This window comes from Lactiplantibacillus sp. C232 (assembly GCF_023806725.1).
Taxonomy (GTDB): Bacteria; Bacillota; Bacilli; order Lactobacillales; family Lactobacillaceae; genus Lactiplantibacillus; species Lactiplantibacillus plantarum.
In genome coordinates this window covers 211783-238574 of record NZ_JAMSKZ010000004.1, presented here as the reverse complement: position 1 = coordinate 238574, position 26792 = coordinate 211783, and the positions used below count along the sequence as shown (strand labels likewise).

General features: G+C 46.1%; 23 protein-coding genes, 1 tRNA gene and 1 rRNA gene. 16 read left to right on the top strand and 9 right to left on the bottom strand.

The features are described 5' to 3' along the window. The first annotated feature begins 116 nt into the window (after positions 1 to 116). Together rrf and MZO41_RS06295 are read left to right on the top strand one after the other, a co-directional pair. Positions 117 to 233: ribosomal RNA gene (gene rrf / locus MZO41_RS06300) — 5S ribosomal RNA — on the top strand. A gap of 104 nt (positions 234 to 337) precedes the next feature. Continuing rightward, positions 338 to 410, top strand: a tRNA-Thr gene (locus MZO41_RS06295). A 277-nt stretch (positions 411 to 687) separates the two neighbouring features. Here the strand turns inward: MZO41_RS06295 and MZO41_RS06290 are convergent. Further along, on the bottom strand, positions 688 to 1587 hold the full coding sequence (locus MZO41_RS06290; RefSeq protein WP_003642521.1) for a LysR family transcriptional regulator: 900 nt from the start codon (positions 1585 to 1587) through the stop codon (positions 688 to 690). Between the two features lie 121 nt (positions 1588 to 1708). Here MZO41_RS06290 and MZO41_RS06285 point away from each other — a divergent pair, with 121 nt between their 5' ends. Together MZO41_RS06285 and MZO41_RS06280 are read left to right on the top strand one after the other, a co-directional pair. Beyond that, on the top strand, positions 1709 to 2572 hold the full coding sequence (locus MZO41_RS06285; protein WP_003642522.1) for an aldo/keto reductase: 864 nt from the start codon (positions 1709 to 1711) through the stop codon (positions 2570 to 2572). A gap of 18 nt (positions 2573 to 2590) precedes the next feature. Further along, positions 2591 to 3457: an aldo/keto reductase gene (locus MZO41_RS06280; RefSeq protein ID WP_013355859.1), complete on the top strand. Its 867-nt coding sequence runs from the start codon at positions 2591 to 2593 to the stop codon at positions 3455 to 3457. Positions 3458 to 3685: 228 nt separating this feature from the next. On the opposite strand, the gene MZO41_RS06275 is transcribed toward MZO41_RS06280, so the two are convergent. Together MZO41_RS06275 and MZO41_RS06270 are read right to left on the bottom strand one after the other, a co-directional pair. Next, a complete protein-coding gene (locus MZO41_RS06275) occupies positions 3686 to 4141 on the bottom strand; it encodes a MarR family winged helix-turn-helix transcriptional regulator (protein ID WP_013355858.1) in 456 nt (151 codons plus the stop codon). Positions 4142 to 4431: 290 nt separating this feature from the next. Beyond that, a complete protein-coding gene (locus tag MZO41_RS06270; protein ID WP_013355857.1) occupies positions 4432 to 5868 on the bottom strand; it encodes an APC family permease in 1437 nt (478 codons plus the stop codon). Between the two features lie 192 nt (positions 5869 to 6060). Here MZO41_RS06270 and MZO41_RS06265 point away from each other — a divergent pair, with 192 nt between their 5' ends. The 5 genes from MZO41_RS06265 to MZO41_RS06245 all read left to right on the top strand — a co-directional run bounded on the left by MZO41_RS06265 (position 6061) and on the right by MZO41_RS06245 (position 13706). Continuing rightward, positions 6061 to 6834 (top strand): type I 3-dehydroquinate dehydratase, encoded by a 774-nt coding sequence (locus MZO41_RS06265; protein WP_022638567.1) that lies wholly within the window; start codon positions 6061 to 6063, stop codon positions 6832 to 6834. 5 nt (positions 6835 to 6839) lie between these two features. Further along, on the top strand, positions 6840 to 7061 hold the full coding sequence (locus MZO41_RS06260; protein ID WP_003642528.1) for a hypothetical protein: 222 nt from the start codon (positions 6840 to 6842) through the stop codon (positions 7059 to 7061). Between the two features lie 467 nt (positions 7062 to 7528). After that, a complete protein-coding gene (locus MZO41_RS06255; protein ID WP_033098946.1) occupies positions 7529 to 10564 on the top strand; it encodes a bacterial Ig-like domain-containing protein in 3036 nt (1011 codons plus the stop codon). Between the two features lie 22 nt (positions 10565 to 10586). Then, a complete protein-coding gene (locus MZO41_RS06250) occupies positions 10587 to 11027 on the top strand; it encodes a KxYKxGKxW signal peptide domain-containing protein (RefSeq protein WP_022638569.1) in 441 nt (146 codons plus the stop codon). Positions 11028 to 11084: 57 nt separating this feature from the next. Beyond that, on the top strand, positions 11085 to 13706 hold the full coding sequence (locus MZO41_RS06245; protein ID WP_224272121.1) for a bacterial Ig-like domain-containing protein: 2622 nt from the start codon (positions 11085 to 11087) through the stop codon (positions 13704 to 13706). A 171-nt stretch (positions 13707 to 13877) separates the two neighbouring features. On the opposite strand, the gene MZO41_RS06240 is transcribed toward MZO41_RS06245, so the two are convergent. Further along, complete coding sequence (locus tag MZO41_RS06240; protein ID WP_003642531.1) at positions 13878 to 14324, bottom strand: flavodoxin; 447 nt, start codon at positions 14322 to 14324, stop codon at positions 13878 to 13880. Positions 14325 to 14550: 226 nt separating this feature from the next. Here MZO41_RS06240 and MZO41_RS06235 point away from each other — a divergent pair, with 226 nt between their 5' ends. From MZO41_RS06235 to MZO41_RS06225, 3 genes are all read left to right on the top strand, one after another. Next, positions 14551 to 16704, top strand: a complete 2154-nt coding sequence (locus MZO41_RS06235) for a hypothetical protein (RefSeq protein ID WP_013355852.1) — start codon at positions 14551 to 14553, stop codon at positions 16702 to 16704. A 333-nt stretch (positions 16705 to 17037) separates the two neighbouring features. Further along, complete coding sequence (locus tag MZO41_RS06230; RefSeq protein WP_003644741.1) at positions 17038 to 17610, top strand: NADPH-dependent F420 reductase; 573 nt, start codon at positions 17038 to 17040, stop codon at positions 17608 to 17610. 275 nt (positions 17611 to 17885) lie between these two features. Next, a complete protein-coding gene (locus MZO41_RS06225) occupies positions 17886 to 18836 on the top strand; it encodes a phosphoglycerate dehydrogenase (RefSeq protein WP_003642534.1) in 951 nt (316 codons plus the stop codon). A 97-nt stretch (positions 18837 to 18933) separates the two neighbouring features. Here the strand turns inward: MZO41_RS06225 and MZO41_RS06220 are convergent, their stop codons facing one another. Then, positions 18934 to 19860 (bottom strand): DMT family transporter, encoded by a 927-nt coding sequence (locus tag MZO41_RS06220; RefSeq protein WP_058906788.1) that lies wholly within the window; start codon positions 19858 to 19860, stop codon positions 18934 to 18936. Between the two features lie 72 nt (positions 19861 to 19932). After that, the gene (locus MZO41_RS06215; protein WP_003644739.1) at positions 19933 to 20952 is read right to left on the bottom strand and encodes a ketopantoate reductase family protein; all 1020 of its coding nucleotides are present in this window, start codon (positions 20950 to 20952) and stop codon (positions 19933 to 19935) included. 799 nt (positions 20953 to 21751) lie between these two features. Here MZO41_RS06215 and MZO41_RS06210 point away from each other — a divergent pair. After that, on the top strand, positions 21752 to 22585 hold the full coding sequence (locus MZO41_RS06210) for an HAD family hydrolase (RefSeq protein ID WP_003642537.1): 834 nt from the start codon (positions 21752 to 21754) through the stop codon (positions 22583 to 22585). A 187-nt stretch (positions 22586 to 22772) separates the two neighbouring features. Further along, positions 22773 to 23261, top strand: a complete 489-nt coding sequence (locus MZO41_RS06205) for a hypothetical protein (protein ID WP_003642538.1) — start codon at positions 22773 to 22775, stop codon at positions 23259 to 23261. On the opposite strand, the gene MZO41_RS06200 is transcribed toward MZO41_RS06205, so the two are convergent. The 3 genes from MZO41_RS06200 to MZO41_RS06190 form a co-directional block, all read right to left on the bottom strand. Beyond that, positions 23245 to 23919: a histidine phosphatase family protein gene (locus MZO41_RS06200; RefSeq protein WP_003645837.1), complete on the bottom strand. Its 675-nt coding sequence runs from the start codon at positions 23917 to 23919 to the stop codon at positions 23245 to 23247. The two genes, MZO41_RS06205 and MZO41_RS06200, sit on opposite strands and share 17 nt — an antisense overlap. Before the next feature lie 320 nt (positions 23920 to 24239). Further along, positions 24240 to 24974, bottom strand: a complete 735-nt coding sequence (locus MZO41_RS06195) for a glycosyltransferase family 2 protein (protein ID WP_003642540.1) — start codon at positions 24972 to 24974, stop codon at positions 24240 to 24242. A 92-nt stretch (positions 24975 to 25066) separates the two neighbouring features. Then, on the bottom strand, positions 25067 to 25774 hold the full coding sequence (locus MZO41_RS06190) for a GntR family transcriptional regulator (protein WP_013355850.1): 708 nt from the start codon (positions 25772 to 25774) through the stop codon (positions 25067 to 25069). A gap of 194 nt (positions 25775 to 25968) precedes the next feature. On the opposite strand from MZO41_RS06190, the gene MZO41_RS06185 reads away from it, so the two are divergent. Both MZO41_RS06185 and MZO41_RS06180 read left to right on the top strand, forming a co-directional pair. Next, complete coding sequence (locus MZO41_RS06185; protein WP_003639490.1) at positions 25969 to 26286, top strand: PTS sugar transporter subunit IIB; 318 nt, start codon at positions 25969 to 25971, stop codon at positions 26284 to 26286. A 100-nt stretch (positions 26287 to 26386) separates the two neighbouring features. After that, entirely contained in the window at positions 26387 to 26734 is a 348-nt protein-coding gene (locus MZO41_RS06180) for a PTS lactose/cellobiose transporter subunit IIA (RefSeq protein WP_003639489.1), read from the top strand. The last annotated feature ends 58 nt before the right edge of the window (positions 26735 to 26792 follow it).

The window sequence follows — 26792 nt, the reverse complement described above, 5'->3', positions numbered from 1 at the left end:
GACGCATGAAGCGGACTAATACTAATCGGTCGAGGACTTAACCAAGTAATTGGTGTTCCGGTTCATATGAAGATATTTGATATTGTCTAGTTTTGAGAGCACAAGTTTCTCAATAGTGTGGTGACGATGGCGAGAAGGATACACCTGTTCCCATGTCGAACACAGAAGTTAAGCTTCTTAGCGCCGAGAGTAGTTGGGGGATCGCTCCCTGCGAGGGTAGGACGTTGCCATGCAACCTAAGGAATCGTTAATTCGGTTCCTTTTTTTTACGTTGAATGTCAACCAGTACAGTTTGAATTTAAACATGCTTTTGGTATACTGGATAGGGTCAATTAACGCCGTTTTAGCTCAGCAGGTAGAGCACTTCCATGGTAAGGAAGAGGTCGGCAGTTCAAATCTGCTAAACGGCTTGCTGTTAGAAGATGATTGGCGTGGAATGCTTGTTTAACTGTTTTTTCTGCAACTAATCATCACATTAGGGTCCATGTTTAAGATTAAGACTTGAACGAACCAAACTTAATATGAAAAGAGGTCCACACGCTCGCATTAGATTAGCTAAGCGAGCGTGTGGACCTCTTTTGCTATCAAGAACTGGGAGGGCGAGCTTCAACCAGTATATACCCCCTGTGATTGAGCGTAACACTTCATTTTGCAGTTTTAGACCGAACGGCTTAATTATGTTAGCTGCTAGGACGTGGAAGTATGCTTGAGATTGGCTGGCCACGCGGCTTCAAATTGCTTGAATAGGGGCATTAATGATTGTCGATTGCTAACAAGATAATTGACATAGATTGGCATGTGAGCACGAGTATCGCTAATCGGGATAGCGACTCGATTGTCATCATCGGCTTGGCTATCCAGCTGGTGAGGCGCCAATGCGGTAAAGTTAGTACTGAAGTACGGAAAATCAGAGTATTTAGTGATTTCTGTAAAGGCCGTGCGTTGGGGTTGGTATAAGAATTTAGCATCTGGGATGGCCTGCTGAATAATATCTTTCCAAATACCGATTGCGCTTAGAACCACGAAGCTAATTCCCTTAAGTTCGGCGAACGTGATGCTAGGTTGGTTCGCACGGTACATGAATCGCTGTAAATGGACCACGAGATTTTCAGTACCGATGAAGCGAGATTCAATGCCGGCCGTCAGAATTTCCTGATTAGAGAAAATGAAACTTGCCTGGCGGTTAATGAGATGCTCAGTGATTTGGTCGTCGGCAATCAGTGGTTGCCTTACTCGCAGCGAATTAGGTAATACCGTTTTGAGATGGGTGAGTAAGGCAAGTGGACCAGGTAGGGTGGTTTCGACGGTACGTGTGACTAAGCTTTGCTCGTAGTTTTGTATTTTGGTTACAAAAGTCCGTTGTTGTGTCAATAATTGTTCAGCTTCCTGAGCGGCTAACTGGCCAGTGGGCGTCAGTGTAATTCGATTGGGTTGACGATCAAATAAGCGAACAGCGAGCATTGTTTCCAATTTCTGCATGCCGCGAGTGATAGTTGGTTGCGTCACGTTTAATGCGGCCGCGGTCTTAGCCAGCGTGTGCTCGTGGGCGAATGTGATCAGCTCTTCTAATAAATAATTTTCAATCATCAGGAACCTCCGTTACTAGTATGCACTATATGTATACTAGTATGAATAAGTAGTAATTTTCAAGTATTAGGTTTGCGGGTATGCTTGTTATTGTAATCAAATAGTGAAAGGTTGATGCGTGATGGTTCCAACAACGAAATTAAACAATGGTGTGGTTATGCCCCAATTGGGATTCGGCGTGTTCCAAGTCCCTGACCTGAATGAATGTGAAGCAGCGGTGACCGCGGCCTTAAAGGCTGGTTACCGTTTAATTGATACGGCAACGGCATACCAAAATGAAACCGCAGTGGGGCGGGCAATTCAAAAGAGTGGTCTTAGACGTGATGAACTCTTTGTCACTTCCAAGCTGTGGGTCTCAGAATTCACCTATGAACGTGCAAAGCAAGGTATTGATGCGTCATTACAACGTTTAGGCGTAGACTACTTGGACTTGTATCTTTTGCACCAACCTTATGGCGATGTGATGGGTGCTTGGCGTGCTTTAGAAGAGGCTTACCATGCTGGTAAGATTCGCGCAATTGGTGTTTCCAATTTTTATGCGGATCAGCTAAAGAACTTGGAACTGACCATGTCCGTGCAACCAGCTGTCAATCAAATCGAGGTCAATCCATGGTACCAGCAAGCAGACGAGGTCCGCTTTAATCAAGATGAACACGTACGGGTTGAAGCTTGGGCACCGTTTGCAGAAGGTAAGCATGCGATTTTCAGTAATCCAAGTATTCAAACTATCGCACAGGCCCATGGTAAGACGACCGGACAAGTCATCTTACGTTGGCTGTTGCAACGCGGGATTACGGTGATTCCAAAATCAGTGCATCCTGAACGTATGGCTGAGAATATCGCTGTTTTTGATTTTGAATTAACAGCTGCAGAAATGTCAGCAATGGCCGAACTTGATCAGGGCGTCAGTCAGTTCTTTGATCATCGTGATCCTGTGACAATTGAACAGATTTTTGGCGCTAGTTTACGACAATTACATGAATAAGTTAAGGAGTGATTATTAATGACAAAAACACCAACTATTACGCTAAATGATGGCCGCGCGATTCCAGCAATTGGGTTTGGCACTTTCCAGATTCCAGACGACGGTTCCACTTATCAAGCAGTCAAAGAAGCATTGGCGATTGGTTATCGACACATTGACACAGCCGTGGCCTATTTTAACGAAGACGAAGTTGGTCAAGCTATTAAGGATAGTGGGATTCCACGGGACCAAATCTGGGTGACGAGTAAACTTTGGCTCCAAGACTACGGCTTTGACGCAGCCAGTCGCGCCATCGATCGTTCGTTAACTAAGTTGCGACTAGACTATATTGACTTGTACTTAATTCATCAACCTTATGGCGATGTTCCGGGTGCATGGCAAGCAATGGAAGCAGCCCAAAAGGCCGGGAAATTAAAGTCGATCGGTGTTTCCAATATGACACCAACGTTGTGGCAAAAATTTGTGCCACAATTTGAAACGATCCCTGCAGTCAATCAGGTTGAATTTAACCCGTACTTTCAGCAACAACCCTTGCGCCAATTACTCGCGGCACAAGATGTTAAATTAGAAGCTTGGGCGCCCTTGGGTCAGGGCAATCAAGCATTATTCAAAGAACCAATCATTCAACAATTGGCTATTAAGTATCATAAGGATGCTGGTCAAATCATTCTTAGATTTGAACATCAAGAAGGCGTGATCGTCTTTCCTAAATCAGTGCACAGTGCACGGATCAAGAGTAATCGGGATATCTTCGACTTTGAATTAACTTCGACTGAGATAGCCCAATTACGAGCTTTAGATACCGGTAAAGGTCACCACGACCCAGATGCGCCAGGGGTTTCAGAACAGTTGTTGCATGCCTTTGACGTGCATGCAGATGACTAGCGGCAGAGCCGGCCAAGTCGCGGACGAACGTACCGTAGTGTAAGCTGCTTTGATTGTAACTGAAAATTAACGACGCCATGGACGCTAGAATCACTAGCGTCCGTGGCGCCGTTTTCTGATTAAGGCCTTAAAAAGCCGTAACTTGAAATGGCGACGAATAAAATCAGCTTACTAACATCGGGCACGTTACGACTAGCGTCGAATGATGAAGCTGAGGATGGCTGGTTATTAATCGCTGGCGGGAACCTCATTATTGATAATTTGCTCGTTAAAGTCGGTGAAGATGCCTAGCAGGGTCTTCACCCGTTGCGGGCCCAATTGAGTCGTCCACTGGTGAATCGTTTTGTGCATGGTGGCCATTAGTTGCTGATCTAGGTGACGGCCGGTAGCCGTTAAGGAAAGTCCTTTTTGGCGGCGATCAGTGGCATTAGCCTGTTGCTCAATGTATCGATGTTTGAGGAGGACTCCGATTTGGCGTGAGATTGCGCTGCGTGAGACATGGTGCTGATGTGCGATCTCCATTAATAATAGTGGCTGGGGACTTTGACCTATTTCATGCATGATTAAAAAAGCGTCAAAGGTAAGATGTTGCGTGGTCAGTAGTGAATTTAAGCGAGTATTCAGGTAACGAGAGATATTGGCATAATCGGTCAAAAACATGTCGAGAGCGTCGACGGTAGCCATAGATAAGAACCTCCTTGAAGAGCGACAGCTTGGTAAATTTGGATTGACTATATTCACTAAGCATCATACCGCTAAACGTGTAAAAAGTGTAAGATTGTGAGCCGCAAATTAGTGACTGAAATTCTATGTGAACACGCATGCCTACTAGCAACGGTTGGTAATATCAAAACCACCGCTGACAGTTTTTTGCGCTGTCAGCGGTGGCGAATAGATTATCGATCAACGTTACAAAAAAGTCAGTGAGTCCGCAGGCGTAGAGCGACGATGCGGGCGCAAAGATCGGTGACGCACTAAGCGGTTTTAGTGCGATGACGACGAGCAATCATCGGCAAAATCATCCCTAAGGCAACAAAGATAATTGGCGTTAGAATATTTAAAGTCAGTTGGAAGAGCCAACTGCTAGGATTGCTAGCGTAGGAAGTCTTTGGAACCATTCCGAGGATGCAAGCAAATGCTGTAAACAGGAAGCACCAAGCACCGACCAAACGGCCAGCGACTGGGTTTTTCAGGAACTTGTAATCACTCTTGAATTCCTTTAAGTGCTTGTTGAGTAGCATGTAAGCTAGAAAGACCCACAGGTAGCGCATCGGCATTACGACCGAATTTAAGTTCAATAACCAATTAAAGAGTTCATTCATGTTTCCAATCCCTAATGCAGGAATGATAATGAGAATGCTGACCAAAACCCCAGTTAAGATGTAACCGTTGACGGGCACATCCTTCTTGTTCATTTTACTTAATTTTTTGGGAATAAATTCAGGGTCGGCATCACCAAGCAAAATCTTCAATGGCGCATCGATTGAGAACGCTAAGGCGGAGATTTGGGCAAGCACATTGGCAATTGCGTAGAGGATCAAGAACAGATTGCCCACGTGGTAGAAGGCACCTAGTCGTTGAAACGCGTAGTAAGCACCGTTGGCCATCAAATCAGCGGGAATGTGCTTGGAGTTAAACAGAATCCCCATGGCAAATGAACCCAGCAGGGCACAGATTGCGACCATACCTGCGAGCACTAACATGCCTAACGGAAACTCACGTCCCGGATTTTTGGTTTTATTAACGTACGGCGAAATCTTTTCAGATCCCCCGACCGCGAAGACTAACATTGAAACGGTCGTAAAGTAGGTAAAGTCAAACTTAGGTAAGTAGGACTTGAGTGAAAACATGTTCGGTGTCTGAACAGTCGCCTTGGTCATAAACGGTGCTGATACGGCCAAGATGATGAATAAAATCGACATGATGAACATCCCCGTACCAGCAACACTCCCGATGCGTTTCAGTGTCGTTAGTCCCAATGAAGCAATCCAGAGGAAGAATAAGAATAGCACTAAACAAATGGCTTGAACGACTAATGCAGGTGTCGTGTTGACGAAGTTCCCATTACCGCGGAACAGCCAGCTGAATGCAATTAGAATCCCTTGGGGTTTTTGTGCTAAGTACGGAATGTGCACGATCCAATAAGTCCAGGCAGCATAGTAAGCTAGGCGCTTGGTACTCGTTGCTCGAATCCAAGATGAGACGCCCCCCTCAGCATCCTTAAAGGTCGAACCCAGTTGACCCACAATCAAGGTGTAGGGAATAAAATAAATAATCATGATTAAAATCCAAGAAGTGACGACTGAAAGCCCTTGTAACGCAAAGTTATTGACAACGTTACCTAGGCCCCAGACCGCCACGAATGCAATTAAAGCAATGTTGGACCATCGAAGTTGTTTTTCGTTTTCCATGTTGAACTCCTTTGTGAGCTAAAGTATGCTTAATTGTAAGGCCAAACTGAAAGCGATGCCAGTATTAACAAGTTAATATTAAAAGCGCTTTAAATTTTAAGTCAAAAAATGAATTTTGAGTGTCAAAACAGCGAAAATTTGCTATTGTTAAGAGGAGATAAAATTTAACGGCAACGGACGCGCATTGTTCGAATGAAAATGAAAGCAGGAATGGTCTTGAAAGAAGTTACAGTTGGGGAGTTAACGTTAGCGACAGGGATGCCTAAGATTGGTGTTGTTTTAGCGGGGGCCACACGGGAGGACCTCTTGCGTAAAGCGGGGCAGATTTTAACTTCGGTGGCACAAATTGTTGTTTGGCGGTTAGATCCTTATCAGGAATTGGATAACCGTGCGGAGTTAGTCAATACAGCGGCCCAATTGCAACAAGTTTTGGGGACGATTCCATTAATTGCCATGTTTGGGCTGGCAAACGATCCAGCTGAAGTGACCGAATATTATCAAACTTATCAAACATTAGTGAATAATCGAAGCGTGGCTGGCGTGGATATTGACTTAGCCATGGTCAATCAGCCAGATTTTATGACGTTGACCAAACAGATGCGTGCCAACGAAATTCGGTTAATTGCGAGCCAGACCGTCACGACAGCAACAACTGACGATTTATTGGCGACTTATCACGAATTAGCAGCAACTGGTGCTGATGTCGTGCGGGTGACAGTGGCTGGACATGATGCACAGACGGTGTTGGCATTAATGGCGGCAACTGCGCAAGCACGGCAGCAATTAGTTGTGCCAATCGTGGCAACGGCGATGGGCAAGTTTGGTCGTTATAACAGTGTCTGTAGTCAGTTGACGGGGTCGGCAGTTGCCTTTGGACACGTCGGCCGGGTCGGTGATCAAAGTCAATTAGCAGTGAGTCAGGTCAAACAGGCGTTACAAATGTTGGCACCACTTGAAGGGGCGTGAAATCAATGCAATGGCGATCGTTTTGGCGGCATACCCGGACGATTTTTGAAACGTTAGTCATCTATTTCTTACTGATTCAAGGGCCGTATGATTTGTGGATCGGCAAGGTGGGCTATCGACTTAGTTCGTATTTAATTGATATTGTGGGTATCACGGTGCTGTTTGTCATCGTTGAGCTAGTTTATAATGCGATTCGACAAATCGTTGTGAAACGACGATCCAAATGACTCGGGGCCGAGTGACAATTATCGTATCTACTAGCTCATGATTACGCGGGGGGAGTCTTTCGATTCAAATTAGGGAAATACGCTATTAGAATGGGTAAATCAGGTCTTGAGCAGTAATATTGCTCAAGGCTTTTTTGATGGCCGGGGATTACTGGAAGCCACTGGTCAGTCGCCATGGTGACAGCTGACCGGTGCATGATGCAACTGTCAGTATGGTGAACGAATAGTGGTGGTCGAATACTAAAACGACCAGAATTAATGAATCACCACGATGAAAACGATTGCAGAAATAGGGAGTTGATAATTATATTTTTGCGATAAACAAGCGGATTAATCATAATGATAACAGGTTAATTAGAATTGTGATAATCAGTTGAGCATTATGAGGGTACCATGGTATATTTAAAAACCGTAAATGATGTACTAGTTAAACACGATAATCAAATATAGTAAGAACACTTTATTTAATGAGATTAATCGTTAGGTCAGTTAGGTTGTTTTTGAAGAAATGGGGAATTACTATCAATTACCGTGAATCAGAAGTGAAATGTTATAAAATGTATAAAAGTGGCAAGATGTGGTTGTTTGCGAGCGCTTCACTATTATTGTTGAATACTCAACTGTTAACCGCACATGCGGATGAACCAACATCTGCATCGACCAGCGAAACGAGTGTCGTAGCGACTAACGGTGTGTTAATTCAAAATCAAGGTAGCAGCAATCAAACACTGGCAAGTTCGGTTTCTAAAACGGATAACGTTGACGTGGCTAATGATGAGAACGCTTCGATTACTAATCAGACGGTAACCGATGCACAGCCAGCTACTAATGACGAGCCGCAATCCGCTGCATCAACGGCTGCGTTGAACGGGACATCTGGCGCGCCCAATAGTGAGGTAGCCGCTGATTCGATGGCAGCAGTGAACGGACTAAATACGGTAGCGCCCGCGACGAACAGTTATGAAGTATCACGGACTGACGATCTGTTCAGTAATGCCGCAGAATCGACTGTTAGTGAACAACAGCCTGAAGCGAGTGAACAGTTATTACTCGATACTGCTGACGCGTCAGAACGTAAATCCGCCGCTGACTTGCAACAAGTTGAGCAGCATCAGCTGGTAGATGACCTTAAGGTGGAGTCACAGCACGTTGATACTCGTGCTGTGACTAGAGCGGATGAGGATGAAATGTCTGGTAACTTTGGCGTTGATTGGCACTTTGATGCCAGTACAGGCACGCTAACGCTGAACGGGGGCACGTTAAATAACAGTTATGGGGATAATCCTTGGCGTCGCAAGTCTTGGGCGCCGATGATCAAGTGTATCGTGATTGCTGACAAAATTGTTGCCGGTACTAACATGAATAGTCTGTTTGCGAATCTTGACAGCGTGACGCGTTACGAAGGGTTAGAAAAGATTGATACCAGTGCTGTGACCAACATGCAGTCTCTGTTCAAAGAAAATACCTCGCTAGAGCGACTGGACTTGAGTGCTTGGCAAGTCGGCAATGTGACCACAATGGTGAACATGTTTATGGGGAACTTCATGGGTACTGAACTTAAATACCTCAATCTCAGTGGCTGGGATACTCATAATGTCGCCAACATGCAAAATATGTTCCAGTTCAACGGCCAACTTCGAACTATTGACGGTTTGACTGACTGGGATACGCGCAGTGTGACGACGATGGCCAACATGTTTGCGCGCACAGGCGTCCGTCACTTGAATCTGACGAGCTTTGATTCAGCCAGCCTGGTTGAAATCGATGGTGCCTTTGCGCAGATGTCTGATTTGGAGCGTATCGAATTCGGTACGCAGTTTACCGTCGCTAAAGTCACTCAAATCAATAGTTTGTTTAATGATGATGCCAAACTAAAGGTGCTCGACTTGTCCCATTTCAATATGCAGAATGTTGAACAAAACTGGCAAATGCTAGCTGGTTTGACAAGTTTGCAAACGTTGACACTTGGTCCGGGACTTGATTTTAGTCAACACGGCACGCAACCCTTAGTTGATTTACCGGAAGTGCCTAAGAATAGCAAATATACCGGCAAATGGGTCAACGTAGCTGATAGCTCGCAAACTTTCACGAGTGCTGAACTCCTGGCGCAATATTCGGGAAACCACGCTAACACGGCGACGTTTGTCTGGGAAACCGTCTCTGCGGCCGTGATTACCGGTAAAGACAGCACGCTCTTCTTGAATCAAAAATGGGACTGGACACAAAATATTGCGCAACTAGTTGATCAAAATGGCCAGTTAGTTGATCCAGGAGTCTTGTTCAGTACAGACCCCCAAGCGGTGACAGTTAGCGGTGAGCCTGTTGACACCAGCCGGCCAGGGTCGTATCACGTGATACTAACTTATGCGGGTCGGCAAACAAACGTGGTTGTCACGGTTGTGGCTAATCAAAGTCAACTAAATTTACATGCGCAAGAAGTTGCGGTTGAAATTGATCCCGCAATGGGAAGCGCTGTCTGGCGCCCACGGGATAATTTTGCGAGTGCAACGGATGCAGATGGCCGTTCAGTGGAATGGCAGAACGTGACGGTGCTTGGAGAACCAGACTTAACACGGCCGGGGACATATGAGGTCGTTTATCAGTTCACTGACTTGACCGGACAGTTAGTCACGGCGACAACGACCGTCACGGTGACTGAACAAGAGGCTGACGTTGAAGACCTGACAGAACTGGTTGTTCAAGATACAACGGTGACAGTTGGCGACCACTGGCAGGCGGCAGACAACTTCGTAAGTGCCAGTGATGCGACGGGACGGCCATTAACACTAGCGGACTTAGTTGTGATTGGTGACGTTGACACGACGCAACCCGGTACTTATGAAATCACGTATCAATACACGAACGCCAATGGCCTGCAGTGGACTCAAACAGCCACCATTACGGTAGTCGAAGGTGCTGGCAATGGTGAAACGCCGTTACCGGGAGAACCAGCTGAACCGGAGTTACCGGAAGAACCAGGAACACCCGAACAGCCTGAAACCCCTGAAACCCCTGAAACCCCTGAAACCCCTGAAATACCAGGGGAACCGTCAGCGCCAGGGACACCTGATCAACCAGAACTGCCGGAAGTTCCTGAACAATCAGAACAACCGGGAACTACTGAACACCCTGATACTAGTGATCCTAACAGTGGTTTAACGGGCGCAAACGCTGGTTCCAGCAGTCAAAGAGAACAAGCAAACACGATAGTGCGACCAGAATTTAACGGTGGTTTAGAGAAGCAAGTGACCACGGTGTTTCGTGATAAATTGAAACTGGACACGACTGAACGCAATGAGGGCAGAATTGATGGTAAACGGTATGCTACGGTTGATACAGCTGAACCGGAAGTGGTTATGGCCCCAGTCAGTCATTCAGCGTCAGTAGCTGGTGAGTTACCGCAAACTAATGAACGAGTTAATCGCTTCGGGTTGCTGGGACTCATGATGTTAATGGTGACTGGTTTAGCCAGCATCGTCGGCATTAAACGTCGGCAAGGTTAATTAATAAAGGAGTGAGAAATTAATGGAACAAGTGAAGAAACGGTACAAGATGTACAAGAGTGGTAAGATGTGGTTGTTCGCTGGAATCACGCTCGTTACGTTGAACATGAATGTGGTGACGGGACGAGCAGATGAATCAACACACGTAGAAGCATTGACTGAACCGGCAGTGGCAACTTTGTCTGAAGGTAACGCTGAGCAGCAATCCCCAGTAACCGACGCCATGGATGAATCCGCAATGAGTGAACTGGTAACTGAAGCTCAACCAATTAAAGTGCAGGCCGCTGAAGAACAGTATACTGATGAGATTGTCAATCAATCTGATGATGAGCATGCGAATTCTGATCAGGTCAGTGTACCGGTCACGGATCAAGTTGACAGTGAGACCCCCGTTCCGTCAGACGAACATACTGCAACACTTGATACGCATCCGAACCAATCGACAACTGATGATTCTGAATAGCCAGTTAATGCCGACGAGCAGTCGCAAGATATTGACACGGATAGTACTGCAAAAGTCTTGTCGTCGCAGCATAAAACGGAAACCATCAATGAGCGGGGAAGCGGTGATTTGGCTGGCGTGATTCGAAATCCAGAACGCCCACATCTCATGGATGGTTATCGCAACGATGATATGGAAGACGACGACTCGATGGCCGGCATCTGGGGTGCTGGGTACAACGCCGATGGCATTAGATGGCATTTTGACGCGGATTCTGGTGTATTAGTGTTGGACGGTGGCGAAATTTACGATTGCTATGGGGATAGTCCGTGGCAATCAAAATCGTGGGTGTTACAAATAGTTAAAGTTGTGATTTCAAAGCCAATTCGCATTATAGGTGATAGTGGGGGCTTCTTTGAAAATTTGACGAATGTTGAACACTATGAAGGGCTTGAAAAAATTGATGTTAGTTCTGCGACGGATTTAAGATATTTCTTTTCAGAAAATACGCATGTTAAGGAGCTAGATTTGAGCAGCTGGCAGGTGGGAAATGTGACTGATATGTCTTACCTGTTTTTCAATTCTCCAGGGACTAGCCAACTAACGACAATCAATATTTCAGGGTGGGACACTCGTCGAGTAAGTGAAGCGGACTACATGTTTGGTCCCAATGAAAAGTTAACTCGTATTATTGGTATCGAGAATTTGAACTTTGAAAGCCTAAAAGAAGCAGGCGGTTTGTTTATCAAAACGGGGTTGTCGGAGCTAGACTTATCCAAATGGAAGACTGATAGCCTTGACAATATGGCTGCTTGGTTTATGGACATGCACAACTTAACCAGTGTTAAATTCGGGTCTCAGTTCAAAACAGATCAGGTTACTTGGATTCATTTGCTATTTTCAGGATGTTCCAATTTAACTGAGGTGGATCTATCTGGTTTTAATTTGCATCGCGTTGAACAAAATCTCGACATGTTTGCGGGATGTGAGCGTCTACAAAAAATTACACTTGGTCCGGATACTGATTTGACGCCAGCCAAAATCGAGTCGGTTGGGCTAATGGACATTGAAGCTAATGACCAATATACCGGTTACTGGATAAATGTAGCCAATCCCCAGCAACGGTTAACTAGTGCTGAACTGATGAATCTGTATTCAGGAAAAAATATGCCGATTGGAACCTACATCTGGGAAGCAAACCAAGCAGTTATCGATGCCAACGACATTACCCTGGAAGTTGGCGATGATTGGAACTGGACGGACAGTATCGAGAGTTTAACCGACCAATTTGGTCAAAAAGTCGATGTTCAGGCCCTCTATGAAGCTAATCCCCAGGCTGTGAAACTATCGGGTGACCGGGTAAATACTAGTCAGCCGGGGACTTACCGGGTCACTTTCAAGTATGCGGGTAAGACGGTCACTGCTTTGGTGATCGTGAAGGCTGACCAGACAAGTTTAACTGTCCATGATACGGAACTACACGCTGGTGGCACTTGGCATGCGCAGGACGGTTTTGACGGGGCGATGGATCAGGACGGTCACGCCATCGACTTTAACGATGTGACGGTGACGGGTGAAGTGAACACCATGGTCCCGGGTGATTACCAGATTACTTACACGTATGGTAGTCAGACGCAGACGATTACTGTAACTGTTAAGGAAAACCAAGCCAGTTTGAACTTATATCAAAACCACGCAACGGTGCATACGGATGGGCAGGGAACCAGTACTTGGCAGCCCCAAAGCAATTTTCAGAATGCCACTGATAGTGATGGTCAAACATTAGACTGGTCGGCCATTGAGGTCGTTGGAACGCCAGATTGGACTACAGCCGGGGACTATCGGTTGACGTATCAATTTACTGACAAGACTGGTCAGTTGGTGACGGCAACGATGACGGTAACGCTGGTTATCGAGGAGGCCGATGAACAGGCGGAATCCCAAAGCGATTTACAGATTCATGATTCAACTATTACTGTCGGTGAGTCGTGGCAACCAAGCGATAATTTAGTCTTGGCTACGGATGTTAATGGCGGTGAATTGTCACTTGCTGACCTAGTCGTAACTGGCACGGTCGATACTAATCAAGCCGGTGTTTACCAGGTGACTTATCAGTATACGGATGCGAGTGGTCAAATTTTCACTCGCGTGGCAACAGTCACGGTCGTTGCGGCGAGCGATGGCGATACGAATACTGAACAGCCAGGCGCTACCAATACCAATGACGATGTGAACGGCGGCTCGACTGGAAGTATCGATGGTGATGATCAAGCAGAAATACCTACGAATGATGCTGACCAGATGGAGGGTGATGCGGCTGACGTTGATGCAAATGCAGTTATTGATGACGCAACACCTGCGGTTGGCACGAATCATGGAAAGGGTGCGGATCGTAATTCTGGCATGCAAACGACGGCTAATGGGGCTAAATCAGTAGTCACTTCATGGACGCATCGGAGCCAGATGACCAACACAGCTAGTCTGCAACACGCGCAAACTATCGTTGGCGGTCATCATCAAGAATCACGGCCGACTGAATCAGCTTCGGTAGCTGTTCAGCCTGTAACGGCCAAACTCGGCACATCGGCTTTACCGCAAACTGGTGAAGCGCCAAGTCGTGCAAATGTGATGGGAACAGTGCTATTGGGGTTGACCATGTTCGGTAGTTGGCTCGGATTTCGGCGTGTGAAACGCCATTAAACAACGTGCTCGAAATCGTAAGGACTGAATAAAAGTGATTACGGTGATTGTGATTTTCGGTATCAGCGTCAGGATGATGTGTCGATAGCAGTTAATAAAAGAAACGCTTCAAGAATTAGTCATGAATTCTTGAAGCGTTTCTTTGTTATTCACTCAATCAAACTAGTCAGGTTACTGAACTTTAGCAACGAGTTGTTCAGTAAATGCATCCAGGGCTTTTACATCATCAGCTTCTGGTGCAAGGTTAACGAACACGTCCTTGGCACCCTGAGTAGCCCCAGCCTTCTTCAACGCGTTACTGAAATCGGTGACGGCGCGGCAATAATCATCATCATAGAAAGTATCGCCAGAGCCGGCACAGCCGTAAATCTTACCGGTTAAATCCAAATCCTGTAAGTCCTCGTAGAAGTCGAGTCCCTCTTCAGGGAGGGCGCCCTCATCGTAGGTGTAAGGGACGACAACACAAATATCAACATCGTTGAATTCAGTTGCGTCGGCTTGCGAGATTTCTTCTTTGGCAACATCGACCCCAAGCTTTTCAAATTTTTCAGTAATAATATCGGCAACGTCTTCGTTGTTACCGGTAATGGTAGCAAAAATAACTTTCGCAGTAGCCATATGAACTCCTCGCTTTCAAATATCTTGATAAGCCGATTATAGCAGAGTTTTAACCTTAATTTAAGGTATTGGGCAGTTATTCACAAATCCGCTTGACCAGTGGTTTCTCAGTAGCCAATTCCATGCTATAATTTAACTATTAATGGTTATTTTACCGAAATTGATAAAAATTTTTGGTCGGCGCTTAACCAGGAATCTAATGTAAATTATAAATTGGCGAGGAGCGTTGGTTTTGTCTAGAAAAAATAAAAAAGAAGGATTGGGTAGACGGCTCTGGAATTCGATTACTGAGCCAATTCCCGACGATGATAGTACTGAACAAGATAATGAACAGATCCCTTTGGCCTATGATCTGAAAGACTCGGCCGCATCAAAGGCGGACGAAGCCGAAGCAAAATCAACGGTCAATATTCCCCGCTCGACGGCGAATAACAGTGCCGAAAAGCAACCTGTTGACGCAGTAATTGAACCAGAAAAGGTGGCTAAAAAAGCGCGCCATTCCGGAGACGATCGCCAGGCTGTAAAACAATCGGCGGCACCCGTCAAGCATGGGGCGACTAGTGCGGTTAAGCAAAAAGGCTCGGCTGGTTCTCAGTCGTCGTCAAAGGCGGAATCCGCGCAAATAACTAAAAAGTCCGCCGCAACTAAACCGGCCTCAACAGCAAGTCAGGCGGCGCCAAAGACGGCCAGCGCGGTCTCATCACAGGCAGTAAGTGACCAGCGTTCCAAGCACGCAGCTTCGACGACAGCTAGTGCGGCTCAATCGGCACCAGCGCGGGCCGCTAAGGAAGCGTCACAAGCAACCAGCACCGCAGTGTCTGATCAGAAGCGTGTGGCTAAAACAACAGCAAGTACCAAGGTTCATCAGTCGGCGGCAACGTCGGAAGTTCCAATGACGCGGATGGCCCGGCGTGCTAGTCAGGAAGCTGCCAGTCAGGCCAAGACGCACAGTCAACAGTCTAGTGCTTCGACATCGAGTGCCGCGGCCGCCGCATCTGCGGTAGCACAATCCACGGCCCCGAAGTCCACAGCCCCCAAGTCAGCGACATCAAAGGCTGCTGTATCTCAGGCCACGGCCACAACCGCTAAGGATCCGCAAGCGACTGCTGCTAAACAGCCGAAGGTCGAAAGGCGCATCCCAGCTGATCATATTCCACCGGTTGCTCGTAAACAGCAACCGCGGATTGCGGTCAAGGGGACGGAACAAGCGGATGATGACACGCAGCCTGAGTTACCATTATCACGTGAAGAGTTGTATGGTGATCAGCAGCCCAACGGTGGCAAGCAGCCCAATAAGCCAACCATGTCACGGGTTGCTCGGCACGAAGAACAGCGGGTACCACATGATGATCAGCCGGATGACGACCGTGACTTTTCTGAGTTAGAAACGGATGAAAAGAATCCACATCTTAAGAAGCCAGCTCGGCGCTATAACTGGAAGTTGATGTTGGCTGGTGTTGCGATTCTGGTTGTTGCTGCTGGTGGAGCTTTCTTCATGTGGAACCATGGGCAAGCCACTCAAGCTGCGGCACGAACCAATGCGGAAAAGATCGTGGACCAAGTTTATACATCATCAGCCCAACGGGACTTGCGGGCGAGTGCCTCAAGCTCGACTTTGACCAAGTTGCAAAATAATATTGATAATATGAAGGATTCAAGTGAAAAGACCCGTTTGCAGAAACAGCATGATACGGCTGCTAAGATGTTGACGGTCCGGACTAGTTACCAAGATTTACGCAACGCTAAGGGGTTACTTAAGACCGACGTGACCATGGACACCATTACTAAGGGTCAGCAACGGTTGACAACTGCTGGCTTAACGACTAGTAAGCCGTACTTTGCTAAGAAGTATGATAAGTTGTTTACGACAACGGGAAAAACGGTTAAGAAAGTGGTCAGCTATGATGCTGATTTCCAAAAATTATATAACAAGAAAAATAAGCTCAAGGCTTCGACCCCGTCAACGACAGTCGATAAAGTACTTACAAACCTGAAAGCTTATCGCAAAAAGTCGCAGTTAGCGGCCAATGATTACCAGAAGTTGATTACGGATCGCAAGAAGTTGGCGAAAGCGAATAACGCATCGTCTTCAGCCTCAAGTTCGAGCACGTATAGCTATAGTGAACCAGAATCATCGTCGAGTTCATCATATTCGACTTATAGTGAAAGTAGTGACAACAGTAGTTCGGCTTCAACGCATAGTTATAGCAACGATACGGACACGAGCTCGGCAACGTCGAGCTCAAGTACGCCTAGCTACAGTTATAGTGCAAACACCGATAGTAGCTCAACGACGAATTATGGAGATACGTCTTCAACAACGACCGGTGGCACTGCTTCTTCTACAGATGGTTATAGTACGGCAACGGGCAATAATTAATTTTTCTGGGTAAACAAGACCAGTAAACTTGATGATCGTCTGAAAATTTAAAAACCGGCCAGCTTAATTAATTCATAATTAAGTTGGTCGGTTTTTGGTCGTTAGTGACTGATCGACTCGTGTCAATAACCTGGGAAGCGTGCAGGCAGGTGAATATCCGAGCTGGTTAGCCATTAGTTCCACTAATTGTTACCATTCAAGGAGTGTCCATTATCTGGGGCGAATGACGACCGGTTTGCGGTAACTGGCAGACACAAAAGTGATGTAAACGGGACATCAATGTTAGAATGTAAATATAAAATTAATTATAAAGTGAGAGAGGCGTGTTTTGATATGGAAATCACAATTTTTGGTAAGGGCAACATGGGGCAAGCAATTGGTCATAATTTTGAAATCGCTGGGCACGAGGTCACTTATTATGGTTCCAAGGACCAAGCCACAACGCTCGGTGAAATCGTGATCATGGCGGTACCTTATCCCGCTTTAGCTGCGCTGGCTAAACAGTACGCGACTCAGTTGAAGGGCAAAATCGTCGTTGATATCACGAACCCCTTGAATTTTGACACGTGGGATGACTTGGTTGTTCCAGCTGATAGTTCGGCTGCCCAAGAATTACAGCAGCAACTACCAGATAGTCAGGTGCTCAAGGCTTTCAATACGACTTTTGCGGCGACGCTTCAGAGTGGGCAGGTCAATGGTAAGGAACCAACAACCGTGTTAGTTGCTGGTAATGACGATAGCGCCAAGCAACGCTTCACCCGCGCCTTGGCTGACAGTCCGTTAGAAGTGAAGGATGCAGGTAAGTTAAAGCGGGCCCGTGAGCTTGAAGCGATGGGGTTTATGCAAATGACATTAGCAGCCAGTGAACAAATCGGCTGGACCGGTGGCTTTGCGGTTGTTAAATAATTGGTCAACGATTAAACCCAATTAGGTTAGTTACCGATTGGCGATGCTCGGGAGTGCGACTTTCGAACATCGCTTTTTTGTTGGTATTTTGTGAGCCGTTTGTCAGCAGTAGCGTCAAACATTGTGATTTAAACCAAACTGTGGGCTAAAAAAGGGTCAGCCTAACTTACTGGCCAATCTTAGCTAATATCCGGTTGTGGATCATTACGGTTCAAGTGAATGATAGTGGTATGATAAAAGTATTGATCAAGAAATTAGAAATGGGGTAATAAGTTATGCCAATGGTATTGATGGCTCAAGCAACCAAACCTGAACAGCTGCAACAGTTACAAACCACTTATCCGGACTGGACGTTCAAGGATGCGGCGGCGGTCACGGCGGCCGATTACGACCAAATTGAAGTCATGTATGGTAATCATCCGTTATTAAAGACGATCCTAGCGCGGCCAACCAATCAGTTAAAGTTTGTACAGGTCATTTCAGCTGGCGTCGATTATTTGCCATTAAAGGCATTGCAAGCGGCCGGGGTGGTGGTTGCAAACACGAGTGGTATTCACGCCGATGCGATTAGTGAATCGGTCTTAGCCGCGATGTTAAGCGTAGTCCGGGGGTATCATGCGGCCTGGCTGAATCAGCGCGGGGCACGGCAATGGGCCTTGCCAATGACGACATCTACCTTGACCGGGCAACAGTTGTTGATATATGGCACGGGCCAAATTGGGCAATCGTTAGCGGCTAAGGCTAGTGCGTTAGGCATGCACGTGATTGGGGTCAATACGACCGGTCACCCCGCTGATCATTTTCATGAAACAGTGGCATTTACCGCGACGGCCGACGCGTTAGCAACGGCTAACTTTATTGTCAACGCTTTGCCATTAACGCCAACAACGCATCATTTGTTTAGTACTGAATTATTTCAGCAGACCAAACAGCAACCGATGCTGATTAATATTGGGCGTGGTCCGGCGGTTGATACTACAGCGTTAATGACCGCCCTGGATCATCATCAACTCAGTATGGCAGCGTTGGACGTTACTGAACCAGAGCCATTACCGACGGACCACCCGTTGTGGCAACGAGATGACGTGCTGATTACGCCACATATTTCAGGTCAAATTGCCCACTTTCGGGCGACCGTTTTTCCAATCTTTGCGGCGAACTTTGCACAGTTTGTCAAAGATGGCACGCTGGTACGTAACCAAGTGGATCTGAATCGTGGTTATTAATTGAATATATGTAACGGTAGCGGCAATGTAAAAGCCGGTTGTGACTAGGACTTAGTCACAACCGGCTTTTACTGGTTTCATAATTATGAGTCATCGTTTATGGTTGCTTGAAATTCTCTGCCGTGCGATCATTGGGACCCTGCCCAATAGCCAAAATAAAGACGGTACTAATAATCAGGACACTGCCCAGAATGTCGAGCCAACCGAAGCTGACACCGAGTAGAACCACCGCAATGATGGTTGCGGATAAAGGTTCAAAAGCGTCTAGTAGACTGACAACGGTTGGCCGGATATATTGCAAACTTTGCAAGAAGAATAGGAAAGCTAACAATGTTCCAAACAGCACAACAAAGGTCAACTTGCTGATATTAAGCATAGTCAGTGGAATATGGATTGACCAGACTGGCTGAACGATGTTAAACAAGATACCCCCTAACAACATTGACCAGGTGTTGACGGTCATTGGGTCGTACTTAGTAAGTAGTTTGGTTGGTAGCAAGGTATTCGTAGCGGACGAGACCCCCGATAAGAGTCCCCAGATCAACGCCCAGACGGAGATGACTAGGGTCTGAGGGTTGCCGTGAGTCACGAGCAAGAATGAGCCCAGTAGTGCACAAATAATTGCAAGGCCTTCTGCACGGGTCGGCAATTGCCGATGAGCGACTAGCATCCACAGAGCAATGAACACGGGTCCCATGAATTGTAGAATTGTTCCGGTCGCCGCGTTACTAGCTTCAACTGCTAAAAAGTAGGTGAACTGAACCGGCATTAGACCCAATAGTGTGTAGGCCACGATCTGTAGGAGATCGCGGGGTTGACGCCAAATCGACCACAAATCAACATGGGTCAGCAAACTGACCAGTAATAGTGCGATTCCGGCACCCAGCATGCGAATTCCCGTTAACCAAATAGAATTAATATCGGTCGTATCAAAAAGTGTTTGTGCGCCGGCTCCGGAAATCCCCCAGAAGGTCGCACTGATACTAGCAAGAAAGATACCTTTGAATTCCCGACTGACTTGCACAGCAAACCGCCTCCTCAGTAAAATCAACTTAACCTCCATTGTACATGATTTTGCTGAGAAAAGGGGAATCGGTTACGCACTTGCTTGTTGACTAGCCTGTTCGGTCGCGTTCTGCGCATTTTGTTCAGTAGTGTGTTCAGTTGTGGCACTGGTTTGGCGGGTGGTTTCGGCTAAGTGAACCAGATGGGTCAGAAACGCGTGCGTTTTTGCTTGGTAATGGTACTTTTGGCCAAGCTTGACGAGGTAGCCATTGATATAGTCGACTTCAGTTGGCCGATTATGAGACATATCTTGATACATCGATGGGTAGTGGAGGGGATTAGCCACTTTGCTGACGTAGTTGACAGAGGCGAGCTCTTCCGCGCGGGTATTCAACATGGTGACACCATCACGCTCACAGACATCATAGGCTTCATCGATCAATTGACGACTCAGCTCATCAGCCCCTGGATAGGCCGCGAATTCGCCCATCGTAATTTCAAAGAGGGTACAGAGGGTGTTGACCACTGAGTTGAAGACGACTTTAGCCAGCAAGGTGCCGCGGAAGTTCGTTGTTAAATTAGGGTGGAATTGGCATTTATCTAATTCTGTCACGATTCGGTGGGTCATTTCGTCAGGGTGTTCCGTATAATTGGCGAGATTCATGGTGCCGGCGCCGCGAGCTCCAATGAAGTCGACATCACCAGGGCCGTTTAAGACCGTAGCGACTAGTGCGGTCCCAGCTAATAATTTTTCGGGTTTGAAGTAGTGTAATAATTTTTCAACGTGACCCATCCCATTCATGCAAGTGAGCACGTACTGGCGACCATTAAAAGCGTGGGCCGTCCGAGTCAAAAAATCAGCAAGTTGCATCTGTTTAGTAAATACGACCCACACGTCGGGATCATCGTGATAATCTTCGGGAGTTGAGACTTTGACGGGAACTAAGTGTCGATTCTGGTGATCGCGCGACACGTAGACGCCACCTTGACGATGAATTTGATCAACATTTGCTTGCCAAGTATCCACAAAATCAACTTGATTGCCTGCTTCTTGTAATAACACACCGTAACGTAATCCCATGGCGCCTGCGCCGAGTACTGTAAAATGCATATGTATGACCATCCTTTAAAATGATTTATTAATAAATGAAAATAAAAACGTCCGACAGACGAAGTCGTCTGCCGGACGCGAGCGCGGGTTACCACCGGTATTCATCAGCAATTTACATTACTGACCTTAAGCACATCATGAAAGATGTACCACACGTTAATGGGTGTTAACCAGTACGGGTTACTTGATTTCACCCATACAACTCACAGTCGATATTCGTGATACCGGATTAGATCTGCTCACACCATCTCAGACTCGCTAAGGCTAACGACCGGCAACTACTGAACTGTTCAATGCTTTTTATCATCATTTATTAATTGTTCTCTAATTTAGTAGCTGGACTGGTGAATGTCAAGTAGTGAGATTGAATTCTTTGGTATATAAAGCTGATGAGGGCAAATAATGCCCTAAATAGCTTCTAAACTTAAGATTGTTTAGCTTTATGTGGTGAAAATGCGGTGGCTAGTTCGGCTTTGAAAGCGATTTCCATTATAGGAGGGAATAGCGTACAATTGGGAGTGTAAATAAGCCTTGTGCTAATTATGATTGCTAAAAAAGGCGGCGGTGCGTCATCTTTTTAATTTAAGCCCATTCAAGTCCGGCCAACCGGCTTACTCATCAGTGCGGATACGCCAACCGGCTTACTCATCAGTGCGGATACGCCAATTTGCGTATTTACTGACGATGGCAGGATGGTACCGACTGATTGGCAAACCCAGCAAAAGCAGTCAAGCTGAATGTCACAGATGATCAGTTAGCTAGCACAACATATAGGTAAATACGTAGGAGGAGTTCAACTATGCCAAAATATTTAGTCTTTATGGACATTGACGGAACATTATTAACGGATCACCAATATGTCTCGGAGCGAACTCGAGCGACGATTGAACGGTTTCAGAAGCAGGACGTGTTATTTTACATTGCTACGGGGCGCATGTACGAGCTGGCGAAGATCGTTCGAGACAAAGTAAACGCTGACGTTCGTTTGGTGACGTCTAACGGGGCGGTGTTCGATGGTGCCCAGGGCCGTGAGCTAACCAAACTCGGAGGTGCTGCGGTTGAGCTTGCCTATCTGATTGCACGTCGTGATAACTTACCAATGATGTTGTTCACGCCAGACATGGCCTACTATACGGAACAAATCCCACGGTTCGTTGCTCGTAATGCGGCCAACTTTGATGCGGATGAAGTCTCGATTGGCTATGAAGAAGTGAAGAGCTTTACGCAATTAGCCACGATTGAGGACCAGATTACGAACGGCGTCATTCTCAGTCGTGAAGACATGTCACGGCTGGATTCTGCCCGCGAAAAGCTCACTAATAGTAAATTGTTGCGACTTTCATCATCGAACCCGAATAATATTGAGATGATTCCTCTGAATACGGATAAGGGGACGGCGGTCAAACAAATTCAACGTGAGCAACATGTCGATGCCGCCCACACGTTTGTCTTTGGGGATGGCTTGAATGACGTTGGGATGATGGCAGAAGCTGACTTATCGGTGGCAATGGGCAACGCCTTGCCACAAGTTAAGAAAGTTGCGAACTATGTAACTGATATGAATTATAATGATGGTTTGGCACTATTCTTAGAAAAATACTTCGCGGCCCACCCATTATCAACGACTAAGTAAGGTCAGCTTACAAGCGTATCGGTGTATCGACGAGGACAATAAGGCCATTAAAAAAGCGATTCTCACGTGTGTGGGAATCGCTTTTGTGGTATTATTAAAATTTCGCTATGACTTAAGTGGTGGTAATTGACTTTTACGTCAAATTTGGCACACTTAGTATTGAAGTGTTTTTAGGAAGTGATAACTGTTGAAAATTGAAATTTTACCGACGACTACCACGGAAATTCCATTAGCAATTTTGTCGATGAGCAATCTTGATAACCGTGAGTTGAATCCAGCAATTGAAAAACAATTAGCTGCACAAGGGCTTGCCGTTGCTCAGCCGCAGAATGCTTTGGCAGACTTGCTTCAAGTGATTCACGCGCGCCATCCAGTGCAGATCAATGCGTGGGATATGAATACGCTTGGCACTGAGCAGGTTCAGCTTCATTTAACGGCACAAGGGGCCAGTCTTTCAGCGGATGCTACCACCCCAATCAGGCCTAATTTGGATAGTAAAAGCAGTCGCATTTTAATTGTAGTTGGCGATCCAGATGCAAGTGAAGCTTCAGTGCATGCAACTGGTCAAGAATTACAACGCAAAATCAAAGCCTTTTTTGGTATTCAGGCGCGCTTGCAATTTCCGAGTTGTACCACGCAACCTGTTAGCATCGAGACAACTAGGCCCGCTTCTTAGGGGTGATATTAATGTCGATCAACTTGAATTGCCGATTTTGGTAGTCCACGCGACTAACACTTGTATTTTTCAGGAGTCGGGTGGGAAGCTCACGGGGGCTGATTTGGTATAGGAATGCACTGAGAACCAGCCCGTGAGAAACGATAAGAATATTCTTGTCATGCTGACTATCCTGAGATTCATACAAACAGATTCGTCGTAGCGCGCTACTGATTCGATCCGTGACACCGACCAAAGTCTCGGCGCCACGAGTCTGGTCGAGGGAGTTAAAGACCCATAGTAGGGTGGCGAAGCGTTCACGACTCAACATCAACTTAACAAACGTTCCAATACCCAATTGTTTTTGGACTTGCTTGACGATCCACATGTTTCTGGTACCTTCAAGCCCACCGAAGTTAAATTCGCGTAAGCCGACGTCAATCGTCGGCTTTTTTATTTCAGGATGGAGTGCGGTGATAATGCGACTCGTTTGTTGTGCTCGGCCCAAGTCACTGACGTAAGCAGCGTCGAAATGAACATCTGCTAGCATGCGGGCTAACCGTTGAGCGGAGCGCACACCGGTATGTGTGAGTTCCGAATCATAGATGCCTTGTAAACGGCCGGCCGCGTTGAGCTTGGTTTGTCCATGACGGACTAAGTATAAGTGAATCGTAGCCATCGCTAACCCTCCCATCAAATTAATTAATATAGTCCAATTGTAAAGCGTTACTCGTCATTCAACAAGTCTTTAATTGTTAATTGCCACTTTATTTTGTCGCTGATATCAAAAAGAGCTTGAGCAGCTAGCTTGTTTCGCGCCACGGTCGGTTTAATCGGCGGCGAAAGCGCATTTGAGGCTGCGAGTGGATGGCTACTAGCCTCGAATAATTGCGCATCTTCTGGTCATCGTAGCCGATTATGCTAGGTATCAAAAAATCCCCTAAAGGGTGATAGCTATTTCAGCTACCGACCTTTAGAGGCGATGGCAACGTAACGTTGCTACTGATTATTCCAATCTTCGTTCAAAACTTGCTTGTTTTCCTGCTTGAGAATCTTCATCATCTTACGACGAGCGGTGAAGAATGGAATTCCAATGTGAGCAAGGTTGCTTCGAAAACGCCAACGGTAATGGTAAGTCCGGTCCGGTACGTATTCGGAGGACTGTACGTAGTTAGCGTAACGAAAGGCAAACAACTGGTCTTCAAGAAAATCAATATCTTCGTTGAACTTGAGGTGATGCGTGGTAATAATACTGCGAATGAATGCTTTATTCCACGAAAAACCGCCAACCGTGCCAAAGTTGATGTTGGCAATCAAGTCTTTTTGGTTGTATGTTTTGGCAGGACTCGGAACGGCTAAGTAACCGTAGTGACCGCATACAACGAGCTGGGTATCGGGTGCTGACCGGTAGGCGGCTAGGAAGGTTGCCAGAAAGTCTGGTTCGACCCAATCGTCGCCATCGACAAAGCAAAGGTACTTACCCTTAGCAGCAGCCATACCGGAGTTACGAGCTGCGGAGACGCCCCGGTTATGGGCGTGAGTGATCACGTGGAACCGGTCGTCGCCTTTGATTAACGCGGCAATCTGTTCACCAGTGTCATCAGTCGAACAATCATCAACCACGAAGACTTCAAAGTCTGTCAAGGTTTGGCGTTGTAGACTAGTCAAGCAGCTATCTATAAATTTGTGCTGGTTGTAAGCTGGTACAACCACTGAAAAAAGGGGTGCTGACACGCTAATTCCTCCATCGTAAATTTGGATACTGTTACTAGTATACCCATAAATTGTGATGAAATTATAGTGAATCGTCTTTTTTTAGCCATAAATTAATTATTTGCAAGATTTGTCGTATGAAAATACAATGCAAGGTCGGGATAAACAAAGATGGTGTGAGAAAAATCTAGTAAGCCATTATTCTTATAATAGTTACAAGAATCCAAGGCCAAGTAAGTTGCGCCCTGTGCCAAATTCATTAGTTCGGCCTCTTCCTTGTTAAGATTGGTGAGTGAAAGATAATCATCACTGTTAGCAATCCCGATGCCGTAAGCTTCGTTGATGAAGTCCCAAATTGACGTATTGACAGCTTCGGTCGATAGATAGGGGACGACAGAGCGTAAGTAGTAGGCCCTTTCCAAACAATACAGTTGGTCGTGCCAATAGCGGAGGCGAATGATACGATACAGTTCTTCGTCGACGGGAATGTTGAGTTTGCGGCTCAGGGCACTATCGCCGTGGATCGTATCAAAAGTCAGAATCTTGGAAGTTAAAGTCCGTGGGTGGACATGACTATTGAAGAGTGAGCGTGCTGACAGATTCACTACCGTTTTATGTTGAAGCTGAATATTAGTAATATAATAGCCACTGCCTTGAACCCGACGCAGGAGCCCCTGCTGGTACACCAAGTCAATCGCTTTGCGAATGGTGTTGCGGCTAGCTTGGTAACGTTCCATTAATTGGGCTTCCGTGGGGAGTTTGACGGTAAAAATGCCGTCTTGAATGGCGGCAACGAGTTTGGTTGCAATGTCACGATACATGGTGTTCACTTCTTTCGAATATTAAGTTGTTATTTAATAATTTGTGGGTACAAATCAAATAAATTGCAGATATCTGATTAATAAGGCTTGTCAAATTTGTACCCATGACTTATAATTCTAATTGTAATGAAAGCGGTTTATTAAAGCAACCGCTGTAACATATAAATTTAAAACAATCTAGGAGCGTGTTTATTATGGCTGAAAGAACAATTATGTTGGTATGTGCCGCTGGGATGTCAACGTCATTATTAGTCTCAAAGATGCAAAAGGCTGCGGAAGCAGAAGGCATTGATGCAGATATTTTTGCAACCGCTGCCAGTGACGCTGATGCGAAGTTAGCTGAAAAGAATCCTGACATTTTAATGCTTGGACCACAAGTTCGTTATATGTTAAGTGATTTCCAAAAGCGCGTTGATATTCCAGTTGAAGTTATCAACATGCAAGACTACGGCATGATGAACGGCGAAAAAGTTTTAAAGGAAGCCGAAGCATCAATTGCAAAAGCAAACTAATCATTAAATTGTAAGTGCTACCAGCCCAAGGTAGATCAATCGCGGCCGGTGGCATTTTGATTGTGATGCACACGAATAAATGCTAAAAGGATGAGGGTAAATGGCAGAAGAACAAACAAAAGAAGTTGAAGCAAGTCTCGAAACCATTATGGGTTTGATCGTTAATGGTGGTAATGCAAAGAGTTCCGCTTTCGAAGCAATTAAAGCTGCTAAGGAAGGCGACTTTGAAACCGCTGATGCCAAGTTAAAGGAAGCAGATAACTTTCTAACCGAAGCACACAATTCACAAACCTCAATGTTAACGGCGGAAGCACAAGGGGAACATACCCACGTGTCATTGTTATTAGTACATTCACAAGATCACATCATGAATGCCATCACCTTCCGCGACTTAGCTGGTGAAGTTGTAGACGTTTATCGGCGTTTAGCTGCCGATGAGGCGAAGTAGTTAATTAATTTGAGCCTAGGCAAATACCTGCTGGTGTTGGTCTGGGCTTGTTTTTTCA